The organism is Lysinibacillus sp. OL1, from assembly GCF_004332175.1.
Lineage (GTDB): Bacteria > Bacillota > Bacilli > Bacillales_A > Planococcaceae > Lysinibacillus > Lysinibacillus capsici.
Genome location: NZ_SJDS01000002.1, coordinates 342045 through 366520 on the forward strand (window position 1 = coordinate 342045; position 24476 = coordinate 366520).

At 38.8% G+C, this 24476-nt stretch carries 25 protein-coding genes and 1 riboswitch; of the genes, 9 read left to right on the forward strand and 16 right to left on the reverse strand.

The genetic code is table 11. The features are described from left to right. Positions 1-219: 219 nt before the first annotated feature. On the forward strand, positions 220-1824 hold the full coding sequence (locus tag EW028_RS06045) for an ABC-F family ATP-binding cassette domain-containing protein (protein WP_004230062.1): 1605 nt from the start codon (positions 220-222) through the stop codon (positions 1822-1824). A 129-nt stretch (positions 1825-1953) separates the two neighbouring features. Then, the gene (locus EW028_RS06050) at positions 1954-2673 is read left to right on the forward strand and encodes a metallophosphoesterase family protein (protein ID WP_048392870.1); all 720 of its coding nucleotides are present in this window, start codon (positions 1954-1956) and stop codon (positions 2671-2673) included. A 57-nt stretch (positions 2674-2730) separates the two neighbouring features. Here EW028_RS06050 and EW028_RS06055 read toward each other — a convergent pair whose 3' ends face one another. The 4 genes from EW028_RS06055 to EW028_RS06070 form a co-directional block, all read right to left on the reverse strand. Beyond that, positions 2731-3477: an amidohydrolase family protein gene (locus tag EW028_RS06055; protein WP_016993628.1), complete on the reverse strand. Its 747-nt coding sequence runs from the start codon at positions 3475-3477 to the stop codon at positions 2731-2733. Positions 3478-3676: 199 nt separating this feature from the next. Next, positions 3677-4912, reverse strand: coding sequence for a beta-ketoacyl-ACP synthase II (gene fabF, locus EW028_RS06060; RefSeq protein WP_016993629.1), 1236 nt, complete (start codon positions 4910-4912; stop codon positions 3677-3679). Between the two features lie 27 nt (positions 4913-4939). Next, complete coding sequence (locus tag EW028_RS06065; RefSeq protein WP_016993630.1) at positions 4940-5497, reverse strand: TetR/AcrR family transcriptional regulator; 558 nt, start codon at positions 5495-5497, stop codon at positions 4940-4942. An 80-nt stretch (positions 5498-5577) separates the two neighbouring features. Beyond that, a complete protein-coding gene (locus tag EW028_RS06070) occupies positions 5578-6048 on the reverse strand; it encodes a DinB family protein (RefSeq protein WP_016993631.1) in 471 nt (156 codons plus the stop codon). A gap of 169 nt (positions 6049-6217) precedes the next feature. Here EW028_RS06070 and EW028_RS06075 point away from each other — a divergent pair, with 169 nt between their 5' ends. Next, complete coding sequence (locus EW028_RS06075; RefSeq protein WP_048392874.1) at positions 6218-6856, forward strand: hypothetical protein; 639 nt, start codon at positions 6218-6220, stop codon at positions 6854-6856. 58 nt (positions 6857-6914) lie between these two features. Then, the gene (locus EW028_RS06080; RefSeq protein ID WP_016994019.1) at positions 6915-7730 is read left to right on the forward strand and encodes a S1C family serine protease; all 816 of its coding nucleotides are present in this window, start codon (positions 6915-6917) and stop codon (positions 7728-7730) included. A gap of 61 nt (positions 7731-7791) precedes the next feature. Here EW028_RS06080 and EW028_RS06085 read toward each other — a convergent pair whose 3' ends face one another. The 3 genes from EW028_RS06085 to EW028_RS06095 form a co-directional block, all read right to left on the reverse strand. Further along, the gene (locus tag EW028_RS06085; RefSeq protein WP_066036791.1) at positions 7792-8283 is read right to left on the reverse strand and encodes a YkvA family protein; all 492 of its coding nucleotides are present in this window, start codon (positions 8281-8283) and stop codon (positions 7792-7794) included. A 274-nt stretch (positions 8284-8557) separates the two neighbouring features. After that, positions 8558-8758 (reverse strand): cold-shock protein, encoded by a 201-nt coding sequence (locus EW028_RS06090; RefSeq protein ID WP_004230088.1) that lies wholly within the window; start codon positions 8756-8758, stop codon positions 8558-8560. 222 nt (positions 8759-8980) lie between these two features. After that, on the reverse strand, positions 8981-9301 hold the full coding sequence (locus EW028_RS06095; protein ID WP_227744875.1) for a DUF1033 family protein: 321 nt from the start codon (positions 9299-9301) through the stop codon (positions 8981-8983). 87 nt (positions 9302-9388) lie between these two features. Here EW028_RS06095 and EW028_RS06100 point away from each other — a divergent pair, with 87 nt between their 5' ends. From EW028_RS06100 to EW028_RS06110, 3 genes are all read left to right on the forward strand, one after another. After that, positions 9389-11116 carry a globin-coupled sensor protein gene (locus EW028_RS06100; RefSeq protein ID WP_066036792.1) on the forward strand — a complete coding sequence of 576 codons (1728 nt, stop codon included), beginning with the start codon at positions 9389-9391 and terminating at the stop codon, positions 11114-11116. Positions 11117-11161: 45 nt separating this feature from the next. Continuing rightward, on the forward strand, positions 11162-11443 hold the full coding sequence (locus EW028_RS06105; RefSeq protein WP_016994023.1) for an acylphosphatase: 282 nt from the start codon (positions 11162-11164) through the stop codon (positions 11441-11443). Between the two features lie 119 nt (positions 11444-11562). Next, the gene (locus EW028_RS06110) at positions 11563-11829 is read left to right on the forward strand and encodes a CPCC family cysteine-rich protein (protein WP_016994024.1); all 267 of its coding nucleotides are present in this window, start codon (positions 11563-11565) and stop codon (positions 11827-11829) included. A gap of 94 nt (positions 11830-11923) precedes the next feature. Here EW028_RS06110 and EW028_RS06115 read toward each other — a convergent pair whose 3' ends face one another. Next, positions 11924-12136 carry a hypothetical protein gene (locus tag EW028_RS06115; RefSeq protein ID WP_048392884.1) on the reverse strand — a complete coding sequence of 71 codons (213 nt, stop codon included), beginning with the start codon at positions 12134-12136 and terminating at the stop codon, positions 11924-11926. Positions 12137-12552: 416 nt separating this feature from the next. On the opposite strand from EW028_RS06115, the gene EW028_RS06120 reads away from it, so the two are divergent. After that, entirely contained in the window at positions 12553-13203 is a 651-nt protein-coding gene (locus EW028_RS06120) for a 5-bromo-4-chloroindolyl phosphate hydrolysis family protein (RefSeq protein WP_004230101.1), read from the forward strand. Continuing rightward, positions 13200-14267, forward strand: a complete 1068-nt coding sequence (locus EW028_RS06125; protein WP_009371332.1) for a toxic anion resistance protein — start codon at positions 13200-13202, stop codon at positions 14265-14267. Before EW028_RS06120 ends, EW028_RS06125 begins: the two co-directional genes overlap by 4 nt. A gap of 48 nt (positions 14268-14315) precedes the next feature. Here EW028_RS06125 and EW028_RS06130 read toward each other — a convergent pair whose 3' ends face one another. The 8 genes from EW028_RS06130 to EW028_RS06165 form a co-directional block, all read right to left on the reverse strand. Beyond that, positions 14316-14513 (reverse strand): DUF6501 family protein, encoded by a 198-nt coding sequence (locus tag EW028_RS06130; RefSeq protein WP_048392887.1) that lies wholly within the window; start codon positions 14511-14513, stop codon positions 14316-14318. Positions 14514-14776: 263 nt separating this feature from the next. Then, positions 14777-15508, reverse strand: coding sequence for an amino acid ABC transporter ATP-binding protein (locus EW028_RS06135; protein ID WP_004230107.1), 732 nt, complete (start codon positions 15506-15508; stop codon positions 14777-14779). A gap of 12 nt (positions 15509-15520) precedes the next feature. Continuing rightward, positions 15521-16246, reverse strand: a complete 726-nt coding sequence (locus tag EW028_RS06140; protein WP_004230111.1) for an amino acid ABC transporter permease — start codon at positions 16244-16246, stop codon at positions 15521-15523. 170 nt (positions 16247-16416) lie between these two features. After that, positions 16417-17274, reverse strand: a complete 858-nt coding sequence (locus tag EW028_RS06145) for a transporter substrate-binding domain-containing protein (RefSeq protein WP_004230114.1) — start codon at positions 17272-17274, stop codon at positions 16417-16419. Between the two features lie 119 nt (positions 17275-17393). Next, a riboswitch (Lysine riboswitch) is annotated at positions 17394-17580 on the reverse strand. Positions 17581-17920: 340 nt separating this feature from the next. Next, the gene (odhB, locus tag EW028_RS06150) at positions 17921-19183 is read right to left on the reverse strand and encodes a 2-oxoglutarate dehydrogenase complex dihydrolipoyllysine-residue succinyltransferase (protein ID WP_131520250.1); all 1263 of its coding nucleotides are present in this window, start codon (positions 19181-19183) and stop codon (positions 17921-17923) included. Between the two features lie 90 nt (positions 19184-19273). After that, positions 19274-22099, reverse strand: a complete 2826-nt coding sequence (locus EW028_RS06155; RefSeq protein ID WP_131520251.1) for a 2-oxoglutarate dehydrogenase E1 component — start codon at positions 22097-22099, stop codon at positions 19274-19276. A gap of 232 nt (positions 22100-22331) precedes the next feature. Continuing rightward, complete coding sequence (locus EW028_RS06160; protein ID WP_131520252.1) at positions 22332-23717, reverse strand: HAMP domain-containing sensor histidine kinase; 1386 nt, start codon at positions 23715-23717, stop codon at positions 22332-22334. Beyond that, on the reverse strand, positions 23714-24388 hold the full coding sequence (locus EW028_RS06165) for a response regulator transcription factor (RefSeq protein ID WP_048392894.1): 675 nt from the start codon (positions 24386-24388) through the stop codon (positions 23714-23716). The genes EW028_RS06160 and EW028_RS06165 overlap by 4 nt, the downstream gene beginning before the upstream one ends. Positions 24389-24476 lie beyond the last annotated feature (88 nt).

The window sequence follows — 24476 nt, forward strand, 5'->3', positions numbered from 1 at the left end:
TTTTCTATTCTTTTTCAAAAATAGTTAATCACACTACAATAGACGCTCCACTCTCAAAGAAAGTTACACCAAATTTAATTTTTTTATTGTATCTTTATTCAGTTTATGTTTAACAAAAAATGTGGAAAGAACGCCAAACCTTGATTTAATAATGTTTATAGACTATGGAACATATTTCATGCTATACTAGAGCCATTGTGAAAAAAAGGAGGAACTTGCATGATTCAAGTTAGTAATGTAGGTCTTCGCTATGGCGATCGTAAACTATTTGAAGACGTAAATATAAAATTCACACCAGGCAATTGCTACGGTTTAATTGGGGCAAATGGTGCTGGTAAATCAACATTTTTAAAAATCCTTTCTGGTGAAATTGAAGCGCAGGAAGGAAATGTATCGATGGGTAAGGACGAACGTTTATCTGTCCTGAAACAAAACCACTTCGAATACGATGAGCATACAGTGCTCGACACAGTTATTATGGGGAATAAACGCCTATATGACGTGAAAACAGAAAAAGACGCTATCTATGCAAAGGAAGATTTCTCAGATGAGGATGGCATGCGTGCTGCAGAGTTAGAAGGTGAATTTGCAGAGCTAAACGGTTGGGAAGCTGATTCAGAAGCGGCTACACTATTAAACGGTTTAGGTATCTCCGATGATCTTCATTACATGCTAATGGGCGATCTTGAAGGTTCTGACAAAGTTAAAGTATTACTGGCACAGGCACTGTTTGGTCAGCCTGATGTACTATTACTCGATGAGCCTACCAACCACCTTGACTTAAAGGCAATTCAGTGGCTGGAAGAGTTCCTGATTAACTTTGAGAATACAGTTATTGTTGTATCCCATGACCGTCACTTCTTAAATAAAGTATGTACACATATTGCGGATTTGGACTTCTCTAAAATCCAATTATATGTAGGGAACTATGATTTCTGGTATGAATCTTCTCAATTAGCACAAAAAATGGCACAAGACCAAAATGCGAAAAAAGAAGAGAAAATTAAAGAATTACAAGCGTTTATCGCACGTTTCTCTGCCAATGCTTCTAAATCGAAGCAAGCAACATCTCGTAAAAAAATGCTGGATAAAATTGAGCTGGATGATATTAAGCCATCAAGCCGTAAATATCCATTCATCAACTTCCAAATCGGCCGTGAAATTGGTAACGATGTCCTAACAGTAGACGGTCTAACAGCAAGTCATGAAGGCGAAACGCTTTTCAAGGACATGCGCTTCTCGATGAACAAAGAAGATAAAATTGTTTTACTTGGTAGCCCAATGGCGAAAACAGCACTTCTTGATATTTTAATGGAAGAAAAAGAAGCGGATGCTGGCACATTTAAATGGGGTGTAACGACATCTCAAAGCTACTTCGAAAACGATCATGACAAGTACTTCGAAGGTTCTGAAAAAACATTAGTAGAATGGTTACGTCAATATTCTCCAGACGATGAAACAGAAAGCTTCCTACGTGGTTTCCTAGGACGTATGCTGTTCTCTGGTGAAGAAGTGAAGAAATCCCCTGCTGTTCTTTCTGGGGGCGAAAAGGTACGTTGTATGCTATCGAAAATGATGCTTGCGACAGCAAATGTTATTTTATTAGATGAACCTACGAACCACCTTGACCTTGAATCTATTCAAGCATTGAACGAGGGCTTAATTCGTTTCAAAGGCGCAATGATTTTCACATCACATGACCATCAGTTCATCCAAACAATTGCTAACCGTGTCATCGAAATCCGTGAAGACGGCTCTATTTTAGATAAGCAGTTAACATATGATGAATTCCTAGAGTGGAAAGATAGCCAAGGCTTAAGCTAAGCTTTACAAAAATCCTCTACCCATAGTGGGTAGAGGATTTTTTTGTCTTTAGTGTTTATATGGTTTTTAAAGGATTAAAAGGATTTTTATTGAATGATATAGTATAGCATTAATGAGGGGGTAATCTTCGTGAAGAAAATTGCAATTATATCAGATATTCATGGGAATAAAACGGCATTAGAGGCCGTATTAAAAGACATTCGCTTAAGAAAGATTGACAGAATTTTTTGTTTAGGTGATTTAATCGGCAAGGGCCCTCAAGGTTCTGCCTGTATAGAACTTATCCAACAGAATTGTGAACAAGTCGTACGAGGCAATTGGGACGTATTTATTCAATCCCCTACTGACAATGATTTTCTCCAATGGTTTAAAGATCGATTAACAGCAAAAGACTATCAATATCTCGGGTCATTACCCTTCCATATTGATCTTGAATTAAATGAACAGCTTATAAGATTTTTCCATGCGTCTCCAAGAAGTGAATTTGAACGTATCCTACCAAATCATCCACTTGAAAAGCGTTTATCTATGTTTGAGAATACGGCAGTAACCAATTCAAGCCATTACAAGAAACATCCTGATATTGTGTTCTATGGCGATATCCATACAACTTTTTTACATACATATAAACAAGGAATTCTTTGTAATGTAGGGAGTGTTGGTAATTCACTTGACCTAACTTCTGCTTCCTATGCCATTCTAGATGGAACACAGTCAAACAATGCCATCCAATTTATTAGAGTAGCATATGACCGAGAGGCTGAGCTAATGATCGCAAAAGAACTAGGTATGCCTCAATTAGATCAGTATTATAATGAAATTATGTTTGCCAACTATCGAAATGCTTAGTACCGTCATAATTAAAAAAGAATCCATTTTCATGCCAACATGGATTCTTTTTTATATTCAACGCTGAAAATACCATTGCAGCGCATTCTTGTAGAGGATTTTATCAACAGCCTGTTGATCGAATAGCTGTTGAATCAATTCCACATCCCCATAATTAAAAGGTCGTTTAGCTCTAGTAGACGGGCAATCTGTTCCAAACATGAGGGCATCTGGATTAGCATTATAAATCGCTTGTAAAGCATGCTTCACATCCAGCTCCACACGACCAAAGCCAGTCGCCTTGACACGTACTCCCTTATCAACAAGCTTTAATAAATGTGGCAGCCCTTCTTCCGACAACCCTAAATGATCGATGGAGATGGCTGGTAATGCTTCAATTGTCGAGGCTATCTCCGGTATTTCCTTCGCATCGATATATAATTCACTATGCCAGCCCACCAAATCATAAACCCGTCGTGCAAAGGTTTCTAGCTGTGATAAATCCTCTGAGCCACCTCGTCTACTATTAAAGCGTAATGCCCGTACCCCATTGTTATGTAAATGTACAATTTCATCATCCGTGACCGTATTAGGTAATTGCGTTACCCCACAAAACGTGGGACCCAATTGTTTCAATGCTTTTAAAAGATAGGCTTGGTCAAATCCTTGAAAAGATCCTGATACAATGGCGCCTCCCGCTATCTGGAGACGCACTGTGTCCTTTTGATAATCCTCTACTACATAGCTTGGTGGCGTATAACCTTGATTTTCGATAATCGGAAAATTAAAGTCAATGATATGAAAGTGTGCATCAAAGATTCGCATCATTTATCCCCCTTTTCCTTTGAATTTACCATACTCTAACTATAAGTTATAATACGAATTTCTAGCTATTTATCATAAGGAAAACTTATTGACTTGCAATAGCTTAAGTTCCCTCTTCTCTTTTCAAGTTGATAAAACAAACATAAAAAATGGTATGAACACTTAAATTCATACCACTCTTTTTAGCTAAGCTAATGCCTTATTCCTCAAATTTTTTAAATGCTAGCACAGCATTATGACCACCAAAGCCAAACCCATTCGATAGCGCAAAGTTAACGTCTTGATGAAGTGCCTCATTAGGAACATAGTTTAAATCACATTCGGGATCTGGTGTTTCATAATTGATGGTTGGTGGAATAATGCCCTCCATTATACTTTTCAATGTAATAATGGCTTCAATTCCACCGGCCGCGCCAAATAGATGTCCTGTCATCGATTTTGTGGAGCTAACCTTTAATTGATAGGCATGGTCACCAAAAACGTGTTTAATAGCCTTTGTTTCAGATTTATCTCCCTCTGGAGTACTTGTGCCGTGTGCGTTGATATAATCGATAGCTGCCCCATCGATAGCACCCATTTTTAATGCCAGCTTCATGGCATTGGCAGCACCCATAAAATCAGGAGCTGTAATATGATAAGCATCTGTTGTCACACCATAGCCAACAATCTCACCCAGAATCGTAGCACCCCTTTGTTTGGCGTGTTCATACTCCTCTAGGAATACGATGCCAGCTCCTTCAGACATGACAAAGCCATCCCGCTCGCTATCGAATGGTCGACTGGCCTTTGTTGGCTCTTCATTCCTAGTGGACATGGCTTTCATGCGGGAGAATCCTGCAAAGCTAAGTGGATTGATCGGTGCCTCCGCTCCGCCTGCTAAAATGCCATCCGCATAGCCATGTCGAATCGCTAAGAAAGCTTCTCCAATCGCCTGGTTTCCTGTCGCACAGGCAGCAACAGGTGAAAAGCTTGGTCCTTTAAAGCCCGTTTTGATTGCTAGTATTCCTGCAGCCATATTGCTAATCATCATCGGCACCATAAATGGTGACACCTTCCTAGGCCCTTGATTGAGCATCGCTTGATGATTTTCTAAAATCGTTTCAATGCCCCCAATGCCAGAGCCAATGTAAACGCCTAAACGCTCCTTATCTACCTGTTCCATATTTAAATTGGCTTGTGTCAGAGCTTGCTGGGCAGCGGCAACAGCATATTGCACAAATAGATCATATTTACTGGTTTCTTTTTTATCCATATATAGCGTTGCATCGAAACCCGTACTCGTCCCAGCAATTTGCGTATTAATGCCGCTAAATGCCTCCCCTTGAATTTTTTGAATCCCTGATTTTCCTGCTTTAATATTCTCCCATAAGGCTGATACCGAATTACCTAACGGGGAAACAACACCATATCCAGTAACTACGACTCTTCGTACCATGCACATCGCTCCTTCTCGTTTCATGTCTTACTTTAACAGTTCCTTTAATTGCTCCAGCATCTTTTGAAAGAACGCTTCTCCTACAACACGTTTATATTGTAATGCCCCTTTCGTACTTGAAATAAGTAATACAGCTAGAGCCTCCAAATCATTAGTAGCTTGGAGTGCGCCCTGTTGTTTAGCATCTTTCAATAGCTCAACAAAGACATCGATTTCCATTTGACTAAGCTGCTGAAGCTTTTCTTGCATTGGTTGCGGTAATTCTTGATAATCCGCCTGTAAAGCTGATATAGGGCAAATGCCGTCTTGCTCTAGAAATTTTATTCGCTGCATAATAAAGGCAAATGGCTTTTCCTCAGCTGGCAAAGTGGACTCCTTCATCAATGTAAAAGTTCTCTCTAATCCTTGTTGAATTCTTTCGCAAACAGCAATCCCTAAGTCTCCCTTCTTCTCGAAATGATAGTGAATACTGGCTTTCGTGACGCCAAGCTCCTTTGCTAAATGCTCATAACTAAATGATGTGAATCCTTTTTCCTGAATATTCTTCAATGTTAATTCTATAATTTGCATTTTTCTATTTGTCATGGCTTTATACTAACTTACTAGTAGGTAAGTGTCAATCTAAAAAATGCAGCAGATAAACGATTTATCTGCTGCTCGCGTAATTATTGCATTTCCTTTGTTGGTCCCATCACGCCAGGTACTGGTAAACCTGCTTGACGTAGTAGGACCGTCATTTGTCCACGATGATGTGTTTGATGGTCAATTAATACACGTAATAAAGCCCCTTTTGGCATCGGCGCTTTAAAGCCTGTTACTACCTCTAGTAACTCTTCATTCGAAAGCTTAGCCACTTCCTCTTTAATACCATTTGCTACGCTTTCATAGGCTGTCACGATCTCAGCCGCAGTCGTTGGCACAGGATCTTCTTGACGAATCATTGGTACTTTTAACCCTGCTAGATAGCTAAAATATCCTGCTGCTCCAACTAAGTGCCAGCCTAACCAACCAAGTGTACTGTGACCCTCTACAATGCTTTGCTGAAGCTTGTCATCTGTTAAAGCCTGTAATACCTGTAGTGTCCCGTTTGATGCATTTGACCATTCTTGTAAGAAATCATCTACATGTCTATACATGTCTTTGCCCCCCATTTTTTCACTTCATTTCTATCATAGATAATTTTCCATGCTGTTACAAGTTTTCATTAAATAGTTTACATAATAATATTATTTATACAATCTCATATTATTCGTATAACACTCCTCGTTCACGTATAATGAAAGAAAATAGCGAAGGAGTGTGCCCATGAGATACCCTGTTCTAGTACTTTCTGTAGTATTTTTACTGGCTGGCTGTCGTGAAGAAGTTCAGGAAGAGCCTGTGCCAGCTCCAACACCATCTGTGGAAGACAAGCAAGCAGTGGAACAAGATCAAACGTCACTTCTCTCCTATTTTCCACCTGATGGATCTGTTGCTTCTTTTCAAGGGGAAGGAAATGAATTTGCTAGCTTCACACTAAAAACTACCTACCTCGATACACAGCATATCGTACAAATAGAGGATAATGGTGGTGTGACACTATTAAAAATCTACCGCATAACGGATACAAGTATTGATCTTGTCTATCGAGAACCTGTTGACAGTAATCCAAGCATGCCAAGTGCAGCTGAGGCAGCATCTTATCCTGTACTGGAAACCGTACTTCAAAAGCCTTTACAAGTCGGGACAAGCTTTCAAGGTTGGACAATTGAATCAACGACCGCTACTGTTGATACTGGTACAACGGTCTATCAAGATGTCATCCAGCTAAGTCGCTCTGAAGATCAAATGACCACAACCAAATATTTTGCAAAGGACATTGGTCTAATTCGCAAAGAGGATACGATGGAAACAGAGCAAGATGAGCCATTTGTTGTGACATCAACCTTGCAAAAAATAGAATAATTGAAAGAAAACAGGCGTCCTGCTTGGGCGTCTGTTTTTTAGCAAAGGAGGCCAATCAATGAGTGATATACATAATGCAACACCAAAGCAAGATGAATTAACGGAAGAAGAATTTATTGAACTTGTACTCGAGGAACAGCAAGAAGCATTAGCACAGGCGCGAGAAGAACGCATTTATGGAAAAAAGCCAAAAAAACAAAAGCCTCTTGTACGCTGGATCGTGTGGGGTATGGCACTAGTGCTGTTTTTCAATACATTTGCCCTCATTTTTCAAATCTACTCCATACCTGCGCTTGAATTTATCAAGGTTTCAACGCGGCTCTCTGCACAAGAGGATATACAAACCTATAAAAAGGCAGTCGTTGAAATTTCTACAGGCTCCAGTAAAGGCACTGGTTTTGCCATCTCACCAGATGGTCTGATTGTCACCAACGCCCATGTTGTCGAACATGCCACAACATTATCAGTTGTCTTTCCTGATGAGGGACTGATGGAAGCAACATTAATCGAGAGCTATCCAGCCGTAGATTTAGCCTTTGTACAGGTGCAAGCTGAGCAACTTCCCTATCTACCTCTTGCAGAAGATCCACCTTACACTGTTAATGAACATGTCTATTTTATTGGAAATCCACTTGCTTTCACCGGCATCGCTAATGAAGGAACATTGCTAGAAGCCATTCAATTAGAAGATTGGCAGGAGCCAGTTAGGATGCTAAAAGCTCCTGTTTATCGGGGCAATAGTGGTAGCCCTGTAATCGATCAACATGGTGAGGTCATTGGGGTTATCTTTGCCACGATGAAATATGAGCCCATTGGAAATGTTGGCCTATTTGTACCTGTACAACAACTCCGGAATTTATTAGAAGAGCAATAAAAAATGAACCTGTAATAAGCAGGTTCATTTTTATAAGGTGTCTTAGGTTTACATAATATTATTATTTATCTTTACTTTCTTGCTTGACGAACTGAGCAATTGGCGATTTTACAGGAATTTTACTGACAACCTCATCACTCACTTCGGCAACCTTTTGTAGCACATGTAAAAGCTTGTCATCCCCTGTCCAATGCTTTTCCACTACATCTGGACCCAACTTATTAATAATGGTATTTACCACAAAAGTTGCTAGTACAACATCATCTAAATAGCCACCAAAGCCTAGCAGTCCTTCTGGCATTAAATCCATCGGTAATACAAAATACGCAATGGATGCCCCAATTAATGCACGACTCTTTTTATCTACACCCGCATCGGTTACTGTTTTAATTAACAAATGAAATAAATCAGGCACAAACATTAAATACGGAGTAAACTTGTTACTTTTTCCCTTTTTCGACCCAAGGAAAGCTACTAATTTTGTACGTAGTTTCTGATAAAAATCCTGTTGCTCCTGTTCTTCAGGCAATTTTTCTTCATTATTCACATTCATCTGCCTCCTTCTTTACAGCGATGCGCTATTTTGGCGGGGCTACCCTCCATTTTATGGGGTTATCCGCTACTTTTGTGCAGCTATCCTCCAGTTTCACATGGCTATCCGCTACTTTTATAGCGCTATCCTTTACTTTTGCATGGCTATCCGCCACTACTATATATTTAACCTAAAATAGGATTTGTAATCCTTAAACTTGCAAATGATACAAAAAAGACATCCTATTTACATAGGATGTCTTGGGTTTAACGAAAGTAATTTTAATTACTGAGAATTAAAGTTTAGTTACGTTAGCAGCTTGTGGTCCGCGGTTGCCATCTACAACTTCGAATTCCACTTTTTGACCTTCGTCAAGAGTTTTGAAACCTTCGCCTTGGATAGCTGAGAAGTGTACGAATACGTCGTTTTCACCTTCAACTTCGATGAATCCAAAACCTTTTTCTGAGTTAAACCATTTTACTGTACCTTGTTTCATTTAAGAAAACCTCCAAAAAATAAAAGTGAACAATATGTAATTTCTTCAGCGATTGAAAAAAATTCACATATTACAAAGAGTACCGAACTAACGCGATCACTTTTTGTAATATGTGAATTCATGTTTCCGGTGAAGCAATTAAATTGTTAAGTTAAGTATAACTGCCATCCATAATTTTGTCAAATAAAGAAAAAATCTTTTTTACTTTTTTTCAAAATTTTTTTACTTCTCTTCTATTTTACACGCAATTATTCCATGATATACTTGTGCATCATCATCGCAAGCCTCACAGTAAAAGCTCTCATCCTCAGACCAAAAAGCCCAATACTGCTCCTCTTTCGTTGCCTCATTATCGTAAGAGGAACGAAATTGCGCTAATTTTTGTTGTAATGCACGTTCAAAGAGCTCCTTCGTGTCAAATGTATCTTCAGTTTGAATATAAGCTTCCCAGCCTTCAAATTTCCACCAAGGCTCATAGTCCGCTTTCATGTAAATAATTGTATACATATTTGCCCATTCCTTGCTGTCATAAGATAGTTTCATTTTAGCAAACACAACTGAAATGTCTATTAAAACCACCTGAATTATGCTATTATTACCTTATTATACATACTTTTTGGAGGTATTTTTATGTTTTCAAGTATTCGACCTAAAGCAGAGCTAGAAGAACTACTCAAACGTGGTACAGATTTACATGCAACAGGCCGATTTTACCAAACACTGGCATTCAATCATTTCACTTCACAAGATGAGGAGCACTTAAAGGCACTCTATCAAAAGCTCAAAGACATTACCCCTTCCATGAATGCCATTTTTCATCATTATTTAAGCGAGATATCCCCTACCTCTCAATTAATCATTAGTGAAGAAAATATTAATCAATACTTAACACAGTTTTTCTTAGCAACTCGTGATGATCATTATGTAGATGAAACTGTCAAATTTTTCAATCTATTCCGCAAGCATCAATACGAGCCTGGTAAATTAATTGTTGTCTTCAACCAATTTGCCTTCTATATTACTACATATATTTTATACAATTTTGGTATCAAGCCAAATAAAGCATTTCAATATATGAAATCATTCCAATCCGCTGTCAATGTCGATCAAGAATTATTAGTGGAAGTGTTAACAGAACGCATTATTGAAAATGTGGTAGGAGAAGTATCTTCTTTAATGGATGTCAATGCCAAAATTATGTACATGAAAGATTTAGTTTTTAGCCTAGATAAGCAAAATGAAGAGATTCAATCCTCTACTGCTGCCACAGAACAGATTGCAGCTTCTATCAATGAGGTTGCACGCATGTCTTCTCATATATCAGAGAAAACAACTGAATCTGTTGACCATGCTACAAAAGGTAAAAACGCTATTGAGCATGCCCTATCGGAGATTTTTAAAACAGAGGAGACCTTTACATCCATTGTTGACTCATTTTCAGAATTACAAAAAAGGGTAAATGATATTGAACAGGTTGTCACATTAATCAATCAAATCGCCGATCAAACGAATCTACTCGCACTTAATGCCTCCATTGAAGCAGCGCGTGCAGGTGAACATGGGAAAGGCTTTGCGGTCGTTGCACAGGAAGTACGAAAGCTTGCTGAAAACACGGTAGCTGCGCTAAGTGAAGTATCCGCAAATGTTCATCATTTAAAGAGTTATTCGAATGATGTTTCTAACTCGATTACAGATACGACAGCTATTATTAAAGAAGCAACCGTTGAAGCAAAAGATTCGTTACCATTATTAAATGCCATTGTTCAAGCGATTGAGGGTATTAATTTAGATGTGACAAATACGGCTGCCATTTCCCAGGAACAAGCAGCCGCGATTGATGAAGTTTCAGCAAGAATGATCGAAATTTCAAGCTTGCAGGAAGATATTCGTGATTATAGTCATAATACATCCAGCGATATTCATTTATTAGGGAAAGAAATTAACCGTTTCCGTAATGATCTTATTGCTAACAATAATGTACAGCTTTCATCTATTGCCCTACTACAATTATCGAAGGCGGATCATATTTTATGGAAATGGCGCATTTATAACATGTTCCTTGGCCTAGAAAACGTTGATCCAAGCGATGTTTCTTCTCATAGAGACTGTCGACTTGGCAAATGGTACACTGCGCCTCGTACAGTCGAACGTTTCGGTCATTTACAGGACTATCATGAATTAGATGGCTATCATTTACGCGTCCATGAATCAGCGAAGCTTGCGGCTGAAGCTCATAAAGCGGGTCATATCGAACAAGCTGATATTCATCTAAAAGAAGTCGATGAGGCATCTAAGCATGTACTTTATCACATTAATAACTTAATTGCCTATTTAGAAAAAGAACGTGTCATGCAATAAAAGGAGAGGTTCGCCCCTCTCCTCTATTAAGTAGGAGGTATTCCCTTGAACAAACGAGCAAGTATAAAATTTTTTGGTGATGTCTATGGCACAGGCTACCGATTCTTCATCAAGCAAAAAGCTATTGAATTAGGGTTAAAAGGATACTGTCGATTGAATGACGCAGAGCAAATTGAAGTGGAAGTGGAGGGCTCAGAAAAGGCACTCAATGAATTTCTCCTTTTTGTCCAAAAAGGCGTTAGTCCCCAAGCCGATTCCAATTCATTTTCTTTAGAATTATACGATGATTTAAAAGGCTATATACGTATGGAGTCAGACATTGTTTAATGTCTGGCTTTTTTGTAGTGTTGTTTTAGAGAGGGGTTCAACAAATTTTAAACTAACACGGCGTTTTGTCATATAGGAAGTATGATAAAATTATCGAAAAATATTTGGGAGTGATTATAATGAAATTTACTTGTCCTTGTTGCGGATATAAGACAATGAAAGGAAAACCACCAGGTACATACGAGATATGTGAAATTTGTTTTTGGGAAGATGACGGCGTTCAATTTTATGATTATGACTTTGGAGGTGGAGCTAATACGCTATCCTTAAGGCAAGCACAGAAAAATTTTAATATATTTGGTGCATGCGAAGAACGATGTATTGCGTTTGTAAGAAAACCAAACGAAAAAGACGAAAAAGATTCAAATTGGAAGCCGTTTTTCTAGAGAGCTGACACTGGGCTATGGGTTCTTTGAATGATGCCTCCTCTCCTAGTTATTGAAATCAAAAAAGTCATGCTCTTAAGAACATGACCTATCATCATTTTTTGATTTTTATTTTTTGAATGGCAGCAACTAATATCGATTCATCAGTGATTTTCACATATTGATTTTTAGATTCCTTCATATAGCCTTCTTTGTTTAAATAGGCTTTTAATTTTGATTTTTTCTCAAAGACTTTTTCTTTCACTTTCTGTTCACTTACTGGTTCATCCATATTTTTTGTAATAGACACCAGAAAAATTTTCGTCATCCTATATCCCCCTTTGTATCAGTTACGAATTCATTTGGAAAAAGTTTCATACAAGACTCATTCATTTTGGATGAAGATGCTCTTCTTAGAGAATAAACCGCTCCTTTTCGAGTTGGAGCCGCTCATGGATCTCACTTAACAGCTCGCTTTGAGGCAGAAGCCGCTCTTGAATCAAATTACGCTCCTCTATTCAGTAATCGAGATGCAAAAAATCGCTCATTTCGATGTCAGAATGGCTCCTTAGGATAACAAAACCGACTTATTCATCGAAACAACTCACTTATTCTATGTATTATCATTGAGAAAGTTCACAAATAGCAGTAAAATTTATGTAAGGGATTAATTTTCAATGAAACTTTATGTCGATTATTTCGTATAAGAAGATAGACATATTGAAAAGCAAGGAGGATGAAACAATGCTTAGTGTCGGACAGTTTTTCTCTAGACATAGTGCCAGCTTTCTTATTTCGCTCACAACTGTTTCTATCGCAGCAATTGCGGCAAATCCTGGATTCTTCCTTGGTGGTTTACTGTTTGCGGGTTCCTATGCGACGAGTACAGCGTTGCTGAAACATAGACAAAAAAAGAAAGTCATGCAAATAGCAGGCATCACAAAAGAAGAATTCAAACACATTGAAACACAAGTATTAACAGCTAATAAGCATATTCAAACATTGAGTCAAAACTATTTACGTGTACGTTCTGTTTCAGCGTTTAAACAACTACTTGAAATGACGCGTATCTCCAAAAATATCGTCAAAATCGTCAAGACAGACCCACGTAAATTTTATAATGTGGAACCATTTTTCTATGCACACTTACCTTCTGCTGTAGAATTAACGGATAAATATACAATGCTTTCCAAGCAGCCAGTGAAGGATAAGGAAATTCAATTAACTTTATCCAAAACACGTGAAACCCTAACTGATTTGAATGACACAATTCAAATTGATTTGAAGGATGCGCTTGCAAATGATATCGATCATCTGCAAATGGAGATTGAATTCGCAAATCGTTCCAATCTTAGACGTAGAGAACAATTGGACTGGCGAGGCGATGATAAATGACAGCAAACGAACACGCATTTCAACTAAATACCATACCAGGGCTTTCTCCACTAGTCCAATCCTATTTAGAAACAACTCCGCAAAACGAGGCGATGGCGACTTATGAAACGCTATCGCCTCTTGCACAAAGTCGTGCATTACTGTATGCCAGTCAAATCGATTTGACTGATTTTGAATCATTGCTGTCCCTTGGGCAAGATTCACAGCGAGCTCTGTCTCAATTTGCCGACCGCATGCTTGCTCAAGTAAAGCAAAAGGATGTCACTAAAATTGGTCAAATGCTGGATTCTTTAATGCAGACGTTAGATCGAGTAGATCCGACTGCTTTGGAACCAAAAAAGCAAACCTTTTTCAAAAAAATCTTTGGCAAAACCGAGCCTAATGTGAAGCAAACACTCACAGAATTTGAACGTATTAGTATACAGGTGGAGCGCATTGGCGTTCAGCTAGAACGTGCACAGCTTCAGCTGATAAAAGATGTTGAAAACTTAGAGGCGCTTTATGCCCATAATCGAGGATTTTTTGAGGAATTGGCAACGGCGATTGCCGCAGGACAAATGAAAAAGCAGCAAGCCATTGAGGTAGAGCTACCTGCACAAATAACGAGTGTCCAAGCTACCAAACAGCCACTTGCGATCCAGCAATTAAATGACTTTGCTGCTCAAATCGAAAGACTCGATCAACGTATTTATGATTTACAAGTATCACAGCAAGTCGCTCTGCAAACAGCTCCTCAAATTCGTATGATTCAGCAGGCCAATCAAACATTAGCTGAAAAAATTGAGTTTTCTATCGTTACCTTGATTCCGCTCTGGAAAAACCAACTGGCGATGATGCTATCGATGCATATGGATCATCATTATGCACGTTTAGAGGAGCGATTATCAAGGGCTCATGATCGCTTCTCAAGTCCCACGTTTGAACAGCAAGTTTCGAAGTTTAAAGAAACACAGCAAGAGCTGCAAACAGCAATTAAAGATGTCTTTGCCCTGCATACCGCAACTGAACAAGAGAAACAACAGCTACAGGATGTGGCGGGTGCTAGCAGCTATCAGCGAGATTAACAAAAAAATGGGTGGCTCAGCAAATGTTCTGAACCACCCTGTTTGTTTTTATTCAAAATAATCTTTATAGTAGCCACCGACATTACCTGTGTTGTCGATGATAAAAACGAACTCTTCTGTTTCATTTTTCACTTCATACTCTTTTCCTACTGTTAATACGTTTGATACTAAGTATTTCGATGCATTTGTATGTTTGCAAGTAACCGTTCGTAATGTTGGCGCATCTTTCCATTTTAAATGTAACATATTCTCTCTACCTCTCTTTACTAGCAAAAGCTAATGTCTATTGCTTATTTTATAATATTTTTGGTCTTTTGTGGAGAAAAAAGAAATACTATACCTATTCTATCCAAAAAAAATGAATATTTGAGGTGTTATGATGAGTTTTGGTGGTGTACCGCAATGGTTTTTTATCATTGCTGTAGCATTCGCAATCTGCTTTGTACTTTATGCAGAATGGAATTCTAGAAAATAAGTGAGTCCAACAGGTTGGACTCACTTTTTTGTGCTTATTTTAATGTACGCTTTAAAAATTCCTTCGTACGTTCATGTTGTGGATTGACTAATACTTGTGCTGGAGGGCCTTCTTCCACAATTACACCTTTATCCATAAAGACAACACGATCTGCTACTTCTTTGGCAAATTCCATCTCATGTGTCACGATGAGCATCGTATTGCCCTCGTTTGCTAGCTGACGCATTACCTTTAATACCTCACCCACCATTTCTGGGTCTAATGCGGATGTTGGCTCATCGAATAGCATTACATCAGGATTCATTGATAAGGCACGAGCGATGGCCACACGCTGCTTTTGTCCGCCTGAGAGTTGACGGGGCTTGGCATTCACATATTGATCCATGCCAACGATTTTCAAGTATTTAAGCGCCGTTTCTTCTGCTTCTTTTTTCGAACGTTTTAACACTTTGATTTGGCCCACTGTGCAATTACTTATGACATTGTGGTTGTTAAATAAATTGAACTGCTGGAACACCATGCCTAAATGTGTGCGATATTCTTGAATATTGTGCTTTTCATCTAGGATGTCTTCCCCTTTATAAATAATTTGACCGCCACTTGGCGTTTCTAATAAATTTATGCAACGAAGCAATGTGGATTTACCAGAGCCAGAGGAGCCAATTAAACAAACTACCTCCCCTTTTTCCACTTGGAAATTCACATCTTTTAACACTTGGTTACGTCCAAATGATTTACTTAAATGCTCGATTTTAATGACTGCCATTTGTGCGTCCCCCTATACGGCTTCTTTTTGTTCTTTTTGATAGGCATCAGGACCATCTAGACGTTTTTCAACATACAGAAGGATGCGAGATGCGGTAAATGTCATGATGAAATAAAGAACACATGCAACGAAGAATGATTCGAAATAACGGAAGTTGTTACCCGAAATTGATTTTGTTTGGAAGAATAATTCCGTTACTCCAATGACATTTAATACGGCTGTATCTTTAATATTCATGATTAATTGGTTACCTGTCGCTGGTAAAACATTACGCGCTACTTGTGGTAAGACAACATGAAGCATAATTTGGAAGTGATTCATGCCAATTGCTGATGCTGCCTCGTATTGACCATTATCAATGGATACAATACCGCCACGAACAATTTCTGCCATATATGCCCCAGTATTGAGGGAAACGACTAAAATACCTGCTGTAATAAAGTGCATATCGATACCGAATGCGATATCTAATCCGTAGTAGACAACCATAGCTTGTACAATCATTGGTGTACCACGGAAAAATTCAACATAGCATGTTAGTATAAAATTAATGAGCTTTAAGCTATAAAATTTCACACCTTTTTTACGAACTGGAATCGTATGCATAATTCCGATGAAAAATCCGATAAATGCACCAATAATTGTACTAATACTCGAAATCAGTAACGTATAATACGCACCTCGTAAAAACATTTGCCAGTTGTTTTCAATAATTGAAAGTATCCATTCAAGACTCATGATGTTCCTCCTAACAATGTCATCTTGCTCGCTTATTTCTTTTGTGTCCTAGCTCTTTCTACCATTCTATGATTTGTCACGCTAGGACATTATCATTATGTAGAGAGGTTCTCATTTTGATAATGATGAAATGATCATGCACGGACTAATTGCTAGTCCGTGCCATGTCATTATTGTGCTGCGGGTTGTTGAGAAATAGCTTCTTCCATAATCGCTTGACGATCATCTTCTGAAATGCCTTTTAGGATTTCATTGATTTTTTCACGATTTGCGTCATCTTTACGTAAGCCTACAGCAATTGAAGTATTTGATAGGTCTGTATCAAAGCCTTCTTCAAATGCTACATATGTGAATTTATCGTTGGCAGCAGAAGCGGAAATGCCCTCTGGACGTTCAGCTACATAGCCATCAATTTTACCTGCTTCTAACGCCACACGCATTGCTGGGAAGCTCTCCATTGCTGTTTGCTTTTCTACGCCTTTAATTTGATCGATAACTGTGTAGTTTGATGTATTTAATTGTGATGTAATTTTAGCACCTGAGAAGTCTTGAATCGATTTTGCGCCTTCATATTTGCTACCTTTTTTAATAACCATAACAAAATCAGAAGTATAATAGTTTTCTGTAAAATCAATTGTTTTCTTGCGTTCTTCTGTTGGTGACATACCTGCAATAATTGCATCAATTTTGTTTGATTGTAGCGCTGGAACTAAACCGTCCCACTCCATTTTAACAATGACTAACTCTTTGCCTAGACCTTCAGCGATTTTCTTTGCCATTTGTACATCATAGCCACCTGCATACTCTGCATTATCCGCAATTTTCACTGCGCCATTTGCATCGTCTTGCTGTGTCCAGTTGAACGGTGGGTAGCCAGCCTCCATTCCAATTCGGAATTCACCGCCACCTTCTTCTTTGTCAGTTCCAGCATCACTTGAACCGCCCTCTTTTTTGTCACTTGTGCCACATGCAGCTAGCACAATTGCCGTCATGATAGAGATCATTACTAACAACCATTTTCTTTTCATGAAAAACTCCCCTTTTCTGTAAAAAAATAAGACAACTGTACTAAAAAAGACCTAAGTTTATTGAACTTAGGTCTTACCTTTTATGACAGTTGCCCAAATCCTCACTATAATTTCCATGTTTCCGAGATAGCACAACCTAGTAAATCTGGAAATCCATTTACTAGGACAGTCCTGCACTTATTCACTGCAGACCCAGTATAAAAGTACGAGCTCCTTTTATACTTCGGCGATATTTCCTTCTTCATTGCGTCTTCGCTTGCTTTTACTCAACAATGAACTAATAAATACCGCGCCTCTACCTCACTGGTAACAATTCGTGAGGTTTGTTTATTTAATTGATATTTAGATACTACTATAAAACTAATATGTTCGTCAAGACGATTTTAACATTTTTCTGACTAATGACAATATTAGGATATTTTGCGTTCTGCTTCCACTTTAAATCGTTGAACTTTTGTTGATATTTCTGAAAATTACAACAAATATTTATTATAGAGTATGTTCTATATGTGAGAAAAGTTGCGTTTTTTTCTTTCTTTGCTCCTCTAAACGATGTAACATTCGTACTCTTTCAAGCATAGAATCGGTCAATACCTTTCGTCATACAAAAAACCCTGCTGAACATTGTTCGCAGGGTTTAATGGAATTATGAATTTAATAATAAATCTTCAGGATTTTCGATTAATTCTTTAACTGTTTTTAAGAATCCTACAGAATCTTTACCATCGATGATACGGTGATCGTATGAAAGTGCTACATACATCATTGGACGGATTTGAACTTCACCATTTACTGCAACTGGACGGTTTACAATTGAGTGCATACCTAAAATACCAGCTTGCGTACCGTTCATAATTGGTGTTGACATTAATGAACCGAATACACCACCATTTGTGATTGTGAATGATCCACCAGCCATGTCATTTAAGCCTAATTTTTTATCACGAGCTTTTGTCGCTAAGTTAGCAATATCTTTTTCGATTTCTGCAAAGTTTTTGCTATTTGCATCGCGTACAACTGGTACGACTAAACCTTCTTCAGTCGATACAGCAATACCGATATCAAAGAAGTTATTTAAATGAATTTCATCGCCAGAGATTTGAGCGTTTACGTATGGGTATTTTTTCAGTGCTGCAACAACAGCTTTAGTGAAGAATGACATGAAACCAAGTTTGATGTCGTTTGCTTTTACAAACTCTTCTTGTTTACGTTTACGAAGTGCCATGATGTTTGTCATGTCAATTTCGTTGAATGTTGTTAACATTGCTGTTGATTGTTTAACTTCTAATAAACGTTTTGCAATTGTTTGGCGACGACGGCTCATTTTTTCAATTGTTACACGGTCAGAATTAGCTGCTGGTGTGAATACTACTGGGCCTCCTGAAGTTGCTACGGATGTAGGTGCTGCTGCTGGTGCTACAGCTGGTGCTGTACCATGAGCTGCTACATCTTGTACACGTACACGTCCTTGTGGATCTACTGGAGATACCGCTGCAAGGTCAATACCTTTTTCACGTGCAAGACGACGTGCTGCTGGAGATGCAACTACACGCTCACCAGAAGTTTCTTCTACTGCTGGAGCTGCTGCAACTGGTGCAGGTGCTGCTTGTGGCGCTGCTGGTGCAGGTGCTGCCTCAGTTGGTGCTGCCGCTGCTGGAGCTGCTGCTGCGCCTTCGCCTGCTTCTACTACTGCGATAACTTGACCAACTAGTACAGTATCGCCTTCTTCAGCTAAAATTTGTGTTAATACACCTGCTTCTTCAGAAATGATCTCAGCGTTTACTTTATCTGTTTCAAGTTCAACGATGAATTCACCTTTTTCAACGCGATCGCCCACTTTTTTTACCCACTGTGCGATACTACCTTCTGTAATCGATTCTGCTAATTCAGGGACTTTAATTTCAGCCACTTTCATTTCCTCCTTTGATTAACGTGCATGACGCACATAGAAGGGCTACTGCTTAAGGGCAAGTAGCCCGGTTTCAAAAATTGATATATATTATTTAACCTTTACTGGCTCAGCAACCGCTTCTTCAATAAGAGCTGCTTGTGCTGCTTTATGAGAATCTGCATCCCCTTCAGAAGTTGAGCTCATTGCAGGACGGCCTACATAGCGAAGTTTTTTACCTTCTGAAAGTTCATATAATGTTTCTAATGCATAATTCCATGAGCCTTGGTTTTTAGGTTCTTCTTGTACCCAAACAATCTCTTTTGCATTAGGATACTTAGCAATGATACCAGCTACTTGCTCTTTTGGGAATGGGTAAAGTTGTTCTACACGAATAATGTGTAGGTGATCGAAGCCTTCGCCGTCTTTCACGCGCTCTGCTAAGTCGATCATCACTTTACCTGTACCTAAAACGATACGCTCTACAGCTTCTGGTTTAGCCCCTAAGCCTGGTTGTTCAATCACTTCTTGGAATGAACCATTTGCTAATTGCTCAGCATTCGCCGCAGCTAATGGGTGACGTAATAATGATTTTGGTGATACGACTACAAGTGGACGTACCCCTTCTGTACCTAATAATGCTGCTTGACGGCGTAATAAGTGGTAGTAGTTTCCTGCATTTGAACAGTTCGCTACAAACCAGTTATTTTCAGCTGACATTTGTAAATAGCGTTCCATACGGCTTGAAGAGTGCTCTGGACCTTGACCTTCATAACCATGAGGTAAAAGGATAACTAGACCAGATTTTTGACCCCATTTTGAGCGTGCCCCTGAAATAAAGTTATCAAACATCACTTGTGCCATATTCGCAAAGTCACCGAATTGTGCTTCCCATACTGTTAGTACATGGCTATTTTCTAGGTTGTAACCATACTCAAAGCCTACCACCCCAGCTTCAGTCAGTGGAGAGTTGTGTACTGTAAAGGATGCGTTCGCACCAGAAATATGGTGTAGTGGTGTGAAGACATTGCCATTGTTTTTATCATGCAGTACTAAGTGACGTTGAGAGAATGTACCACGTTGTGCATCTTGACCTGTAAAGCGTACTGGTGTTCCATCTTGAATAATCGTTGCATACGCTAAAGTTTCAGCATGACCCCAGTCAACTTTTGCAGACGCATAAGCATCACGGCGTTTTTCTAAGATTTTACCAAGCTTTTTCTGTGGTTCAAAGTTTTCTTCAAACACTAAAAGCTCTTCATTGATTTTTTCTAAACGTTCCGCACCTACTGCTGTATCAATTTGTGGGAACTCTACTTTTAATTCTTCTGGCATTTCTAAATGATGATGATCATCTTTTTCTGCCATTTCTTTGACGTGGTCATAGGCTGCTTGCATTTCTGCATAGATAGCTGTATCTAGTGCAGCTACATCAGCAGCAGTTACAAGACCTTCTGCCACTAATTGTGCACCATATAATGCACGCACTGTTTCATGTTTAGACACTAATTTGTATGTTTCTGGGTTTGTCACTGTTGGGTCATCTGTTTCATTATGACCATGGCGACGGTAACCTACTAAGTCCACAATAATGTCTTTGCCAAATGTTTGACGGTAGTTTGCCGCAAAACGTCCAACTTGCACTACTGCCTCTGGGCTATCTGCGTTGACATGGATTACTGGTACTTCATAGCCTTTTGCAGGGTCAGAAGAATACACAGAAGAACGAGAATCATAATGTTCCGTTGTGAATCCAATCATATTGTTTGCGATAATATGGATTGTTCCACCTGTTGTAAAGCCTTCTGTTTTAGCGAAGTTTAACACTTCTGTTACAATCCCTTGACCTGGGAATGCAGCATCACCGTGTACAAGAATGCCTAAGCCCTTTGTACGGTCAAAAATAGGTTGCCCTGGTTTAGATGTATCATCTTGTGTTGCACGAGTAGCACCAAGTACTACTGGATTGCCCACTTCTAAGTGAGATGGGTTGTAAGCCAATTTCACATTCATACCGGATTCACGGTTGTAAGAAGCACCCATGTGGTATTTCACATCACCTGTCCAACCTTTTGTAATTTCAAGGCGGCCATGCTCTGGCATAAATAAATCATTGGAAACATGTGCAAAATCAGAGAACATCATGTCATAAGGTTTATTTAAAATGTGTGTTAAAACGTTTAAGCGACCACGGTGTGCCATACCAATACGTACGTTTTCCACATTTTTTGCTTCTGCCGTTTTAATAATTTCATCAAATAGAACGATTTGCGTATCTAAGCCCTCACCAGAGAAACGCTTTTGTCCTACAAAAGTTTTATGAATAAATTTCTCGAAATTTTCAACGCGAGTTAAACGATCTAATAAGGCTTTCTTCTCATCCGCAGATAATGCTTGTTTGAATGAGCCTGATTCGATTTGCGCTTGAATCCAATCACGTTCTTCAGTAGCTACTACGTGACCATATTCAAATGCTACTTTATCTGTATAAATAGCTTTTAAATAGTCGATTGCATCCTTACCATTTTTCACGTTTGCTGGCACATCTTTGAAGAAGATTGCTGCAGGAATTTCAGCTAAATCTGCAGCGCTTAAGTTGAACGCGCTTTCTTCAATTTGAGCTGTTTGTAGTTCACGGTTTTTCAGAGGATAGATATCTGCTGCTAAATGACCGCGTGAACGAATTGCATCTGCTAGTTTTACAGCGGCTAACACTTTTTTGTAATCGCCAGCAGGAGCCGCTGCTGTATGACTAGCTACAGCTACTTCACCTTCTACTACTACTGGTGCACCAAATTGTTGGAATAAAGAAACTAACTCCGGTTCTACTTCTTCAGGAGACTGTAAGAATAAGTCGTATTGCTCCATCACATATCCTAGGTTAGGACCAGAGAAAGCTGACCATGGAGAACTTACAGTTGTAACGTTGTTCGACATGAAAAATGACCTCCAAATTTTGCCTTTCGGCAGTTCCATTAATTAAATTGCAATTAATTATATAATATTTAGCCGTTCTTTAAAAGAATGTTTCTCACTACTTTTCCATATTTTAAAGAACGTTTTTTCCATCTCAATCTTACTACTCTTCACAAAAAATACAACTCTTTTTAGCAAATTAAGCAATTTTTTTCGCAAAGGATAGAATAATGAAATAAAGCGTGTATTTTTCTTAATATTTTAGCGGGATTTTCAGCGAGAAAACGGTTCCAATATTAACCTCACTCTTGACTTCTACTGTGGCATTGTATTTTTCAAGTAACATCTTCGAAATACTAAGCCCTAAGCCTGTTCCACCAATTTGGCGATTTCTTGCTTCATCCACTCGATAAAAACGATCAAAGATAAACGGAATATTGTCTTGTGCTATTCCTATACCATTATCAGCAATTTCTAAACATGCATAATTTCCAGCAACAGAAATAGAAATTTGTATCTCAGGAATTTTTTCACAATAACGAATGGCATTCTCTATTATATTACGAACGATTTGACTTAGTGCATTTTCGGTGATAAATAACGGACCAATTTCACCATGTTTCGACAGCGATATTCGCGCTTGTGGATGAACAAGCTTTACCTCATCCATCACTGCTTCGATGACCACTAATGCATTGGCCTCACTTGTTTCATCTTTTTCCTCACGCCGTGCAAGTTCTAATAATTCCTCAATCATTTTGCGCATACGAGCAATTTCTGTTAAGGAGGTATTAATAGATTCCTCTAATATGGCAGGATCATGTTTGCCCCATCTTTTTAAAAGAGAAAGATGCCCTTCAATTGCTTGAATCGGTGTACGCAGCTCATGAGAAGCATCGGCGACAAATTGCTGCTGCTGGGTAAATGAGATTTGCAGCTCATTCATCATGGCATTATACATCTTCAGTAAATCACCAATTTCGTCATGTGATGTATAGGTTAGCTGTATAGGCTCCTTAAATCCTTGATCCATCACAGTTTTCATGGATGCACGCAATTCGTGTAGTGGCTTCATTAAATAGTTCGCTAGATAATAGCCAATAGAGCCAGATAACACTAAGGCTCCTAACCCTGCAATCAGCATGGCTGTCAAAAGATAATGCATGAGAGATTGAAAACTAGTTAACGGATGAATCACCTGAATATAGCCTTGGAAAAAGCCCATCCGAATCGGTTCATTGATGACCAGCACATCCTGCTTATCAATGGTCATCTCAAAAATTTCTTGCAACGAATTAAGTGGTGCAGCAGCAGAGGTATCATTGATTCGTAAAATATCCACCCCATCAGCATTAAATATTCGGACCGTCTCATCACGATCCGCAATCGATTTGAGCAAGCCTGTATTTTGCTGAATTTGCTGAATGGTAATTGTAGGACCTTGGGACTCTAAAAAAGAGATGATATCCTTACTTGTCCGATTGACCTTACTCTCCTCATCATTTAATAACCATGTATGCAGAGAAACATAGACGACTACACAAATAATTGTAAAGCTAATAAAGATGACACTGCTTGAGGTCAGCATCCATTTTTTTTGCAGGGACTGCTGACGTAAATAATTTCTTAACTTATTCATTCTCGCATCACATACCCAACACCGCGAACGGTTTCAATATAATCATTCATCGCCCCAGGGAGTTTTGTACGTAAATGTCTGATATAAACATCTACCACGTTGGTCTCGATATCCGTATCATAGCCCCAAACGGATGTTAAAATATGCTCTCGTGTACATACTCTATTTTTGTGCTCGATTAATAGTTTCAATAAGTCATATTCTGTCTTTGTTAGATCAAGTTTATTCCCCTGAACGAAAACTTCATAGGCAGCTACATCTATTTCAATATCACGTAGGCATAAAGATTCACTACTTGTCTGCTCTGGCGTGACACGACGTAAAATCGTCCGTATCCTAGCCAGCAGCTCTTCTATCGCAAAAGGTTTGACGATATAGTCATCAGCCCCTGCATCGAGTCCTGCTACACGATCCATCACAGCATCTCGTGCCGTTAATAAAATGATCGGTACTTGTGATTGTGTTCGGATACGACGGCAAATCTCAATCCCATTAATACTTGGTAACATCACATCCAGTAAAAGTACATCAAAATTTTCCGATGTTGCCAAAGCCAATCCTTCTCGACCATCAAAGGCAGTTTTTACTTCATAGCCTTCGTGTTGTAATTCAAGTTCGACAAAGCGAGCGATATGCTTTTCATCTTCTACCAACAATATCTTCTTAGGCATCATATCACCTTCTATTCCAAAATAACGATGTAGGATTTTTATCCCTATACTGTTATAGCATAACATCAAATAAAAAGTCTGTCTCACA

Bases quoted from the DNA above. Each gene is read 5' to 3' on its own strand.
- EW028_RS06045 (WP_004230062.1), top strand. From the start codon at position 220: ATGATTCAAGTTAGTAATGTAGGTCTTCGCTATGGCGATCGTAAACTA.
- EW028_RS06055 (WP_016993628.1), bottom strand. From the start codon at position 3,477: ATGCGAATCTTTGATGCACACTTTCATATCATTGACTTTAATTTTCCG.
- fabF (WP_016993629.1), bottom strand. From the start codon at position 4,912: ATGGTACGAAGAGTCGTAGTTACTGGATATGGTGTTGTTTCCCCGTTA.
- EW028_RS06065 (WP_016993630.1), bottom strand. From the start codon at position 5,497: ATGACAAATAGAAAAATGCAAATTATAGAATTAACATTGAAGAATATT.
- EW028_RS06070 (WP_016993631.1), bottom strand. From the start codon at position 6,048: ATGTATAGACATGTAGATGATTTCTTACAAGAATGGTCAAATGCATCA.
- EW028_RS06075 (WP_048392874.1), top strand. From the start codon at position 6,218: ATGAGATACCCTGTTCTAGTACTTTCTGTAGTATTTTTACTGGCTGGC.
- EW028_RS06080 (WP_016994019.1), top strand. From the start codon at position 6,915: ATGAGTGATATACATAATGCAACACCAAAGCAAGATGAATTAACGGAA.
- EW028_RS06085 (WP_066036791.1), bottom strand. From the start codon at position 8,283: ATGAATGTGAATAATGAAGAAAAATTGCCTGAAGAACAGGAGCAACAG.
- EW028_RS06090 (WP_004230088.1), bottom strand. From the start codon at position 8,758: ATGAAACAAGGTACAGTAAAATGGTTTAACTCAGAAAAAGGTTTTGGA.
- EW028_RS06095 (WP_227744875.1), bottom strand. From the start codon at position 9,301: ATGAAACTATCTTATGACAGCAAGGAATGGGCAAATATGTATACAATT.
- EW028_RS06100 (WP_066036792.1), top strand. From the start codon at position 9,389: ATGTTTTCAAGTATTCGACCTAAAGCAGAGCTAGAAGAACTACTCAAA.
- EW028_RS06110 (WP_016994024.1), top strand. From the start codon at position 11,563: ATGAAATTTACTTGTCCTTGTTGCGGATATAAGACAATGAAAGGAAAA.
- EW028_RS06115 (WP_048392884.1), bottom strand. From the start codon at position 12,136: ATGACGAAAATTTTTCTGGTGTCTATTACAAAAAATATGGATGAACCA.
- EW028_RS06120 (WP_004230101.1), top strand. From the start codon at position 12,553: ATGCTTAGTGTCGGACAGTTTTTCTCTAGACATAGTGCCAGCTTTCTT.
- EW028_RS06125 (WP_009371332.1), top strand. From the start codon at position 13,200: ATGACAGCAAACGAACACGCATTTCAACTAAATACCATACCAGGGCTT.
- EW028_RS06130 (WP_048392887.1), bottom strand. From the start codon at position 14,513: ATGTTACATTTAAAATGGAAAGATGCGCCAACATTACGAACGGTTACT.
- EW028_RS06135 (WP_004230107.1), bottom strand. From the start codon at position 15,508: ATGGCAGTCATTAAAATCGAGCATTTAAGTAAATCATTTGGACGTAAC.
- EW028_RS06140 (WP_004230111.1), bottom strand. From the start codon at position 16,246: ATGAGTCTTGAATGGATACTTTCAATTATTGAAAACAACTGGCAAATG.
- EW028_RS06145 (WP_004230114.1), bottom strand. From the start codon at position 17,274: ATGAAAAGAAAATGGTTGTTAGTAATGATCTCTATCATGACGGCAATT.
- EW028_RS06155 (WP_131520251.1), bottom strand. From the start codon at position 22,099: ATGTCGAACAACGTTACAACTGTAAGTTCTCCATGGTCAGCTTTCTCT.
- EW028_RS06160 (WP_131520252.1), bottom strand. From the start codon at position 23,717: ATGAATAAGTTAAGAAATTATTTACGTCAGCAGTCCCTGCAAAAAAAA.
- EW028_RS06165 (WP_048392894.1), bottom strand. From the start codon at position 24,388: ATGCCTAAGAAGATATTGTTGGTAGAAGATGAAAAGCATATCGCTCGC.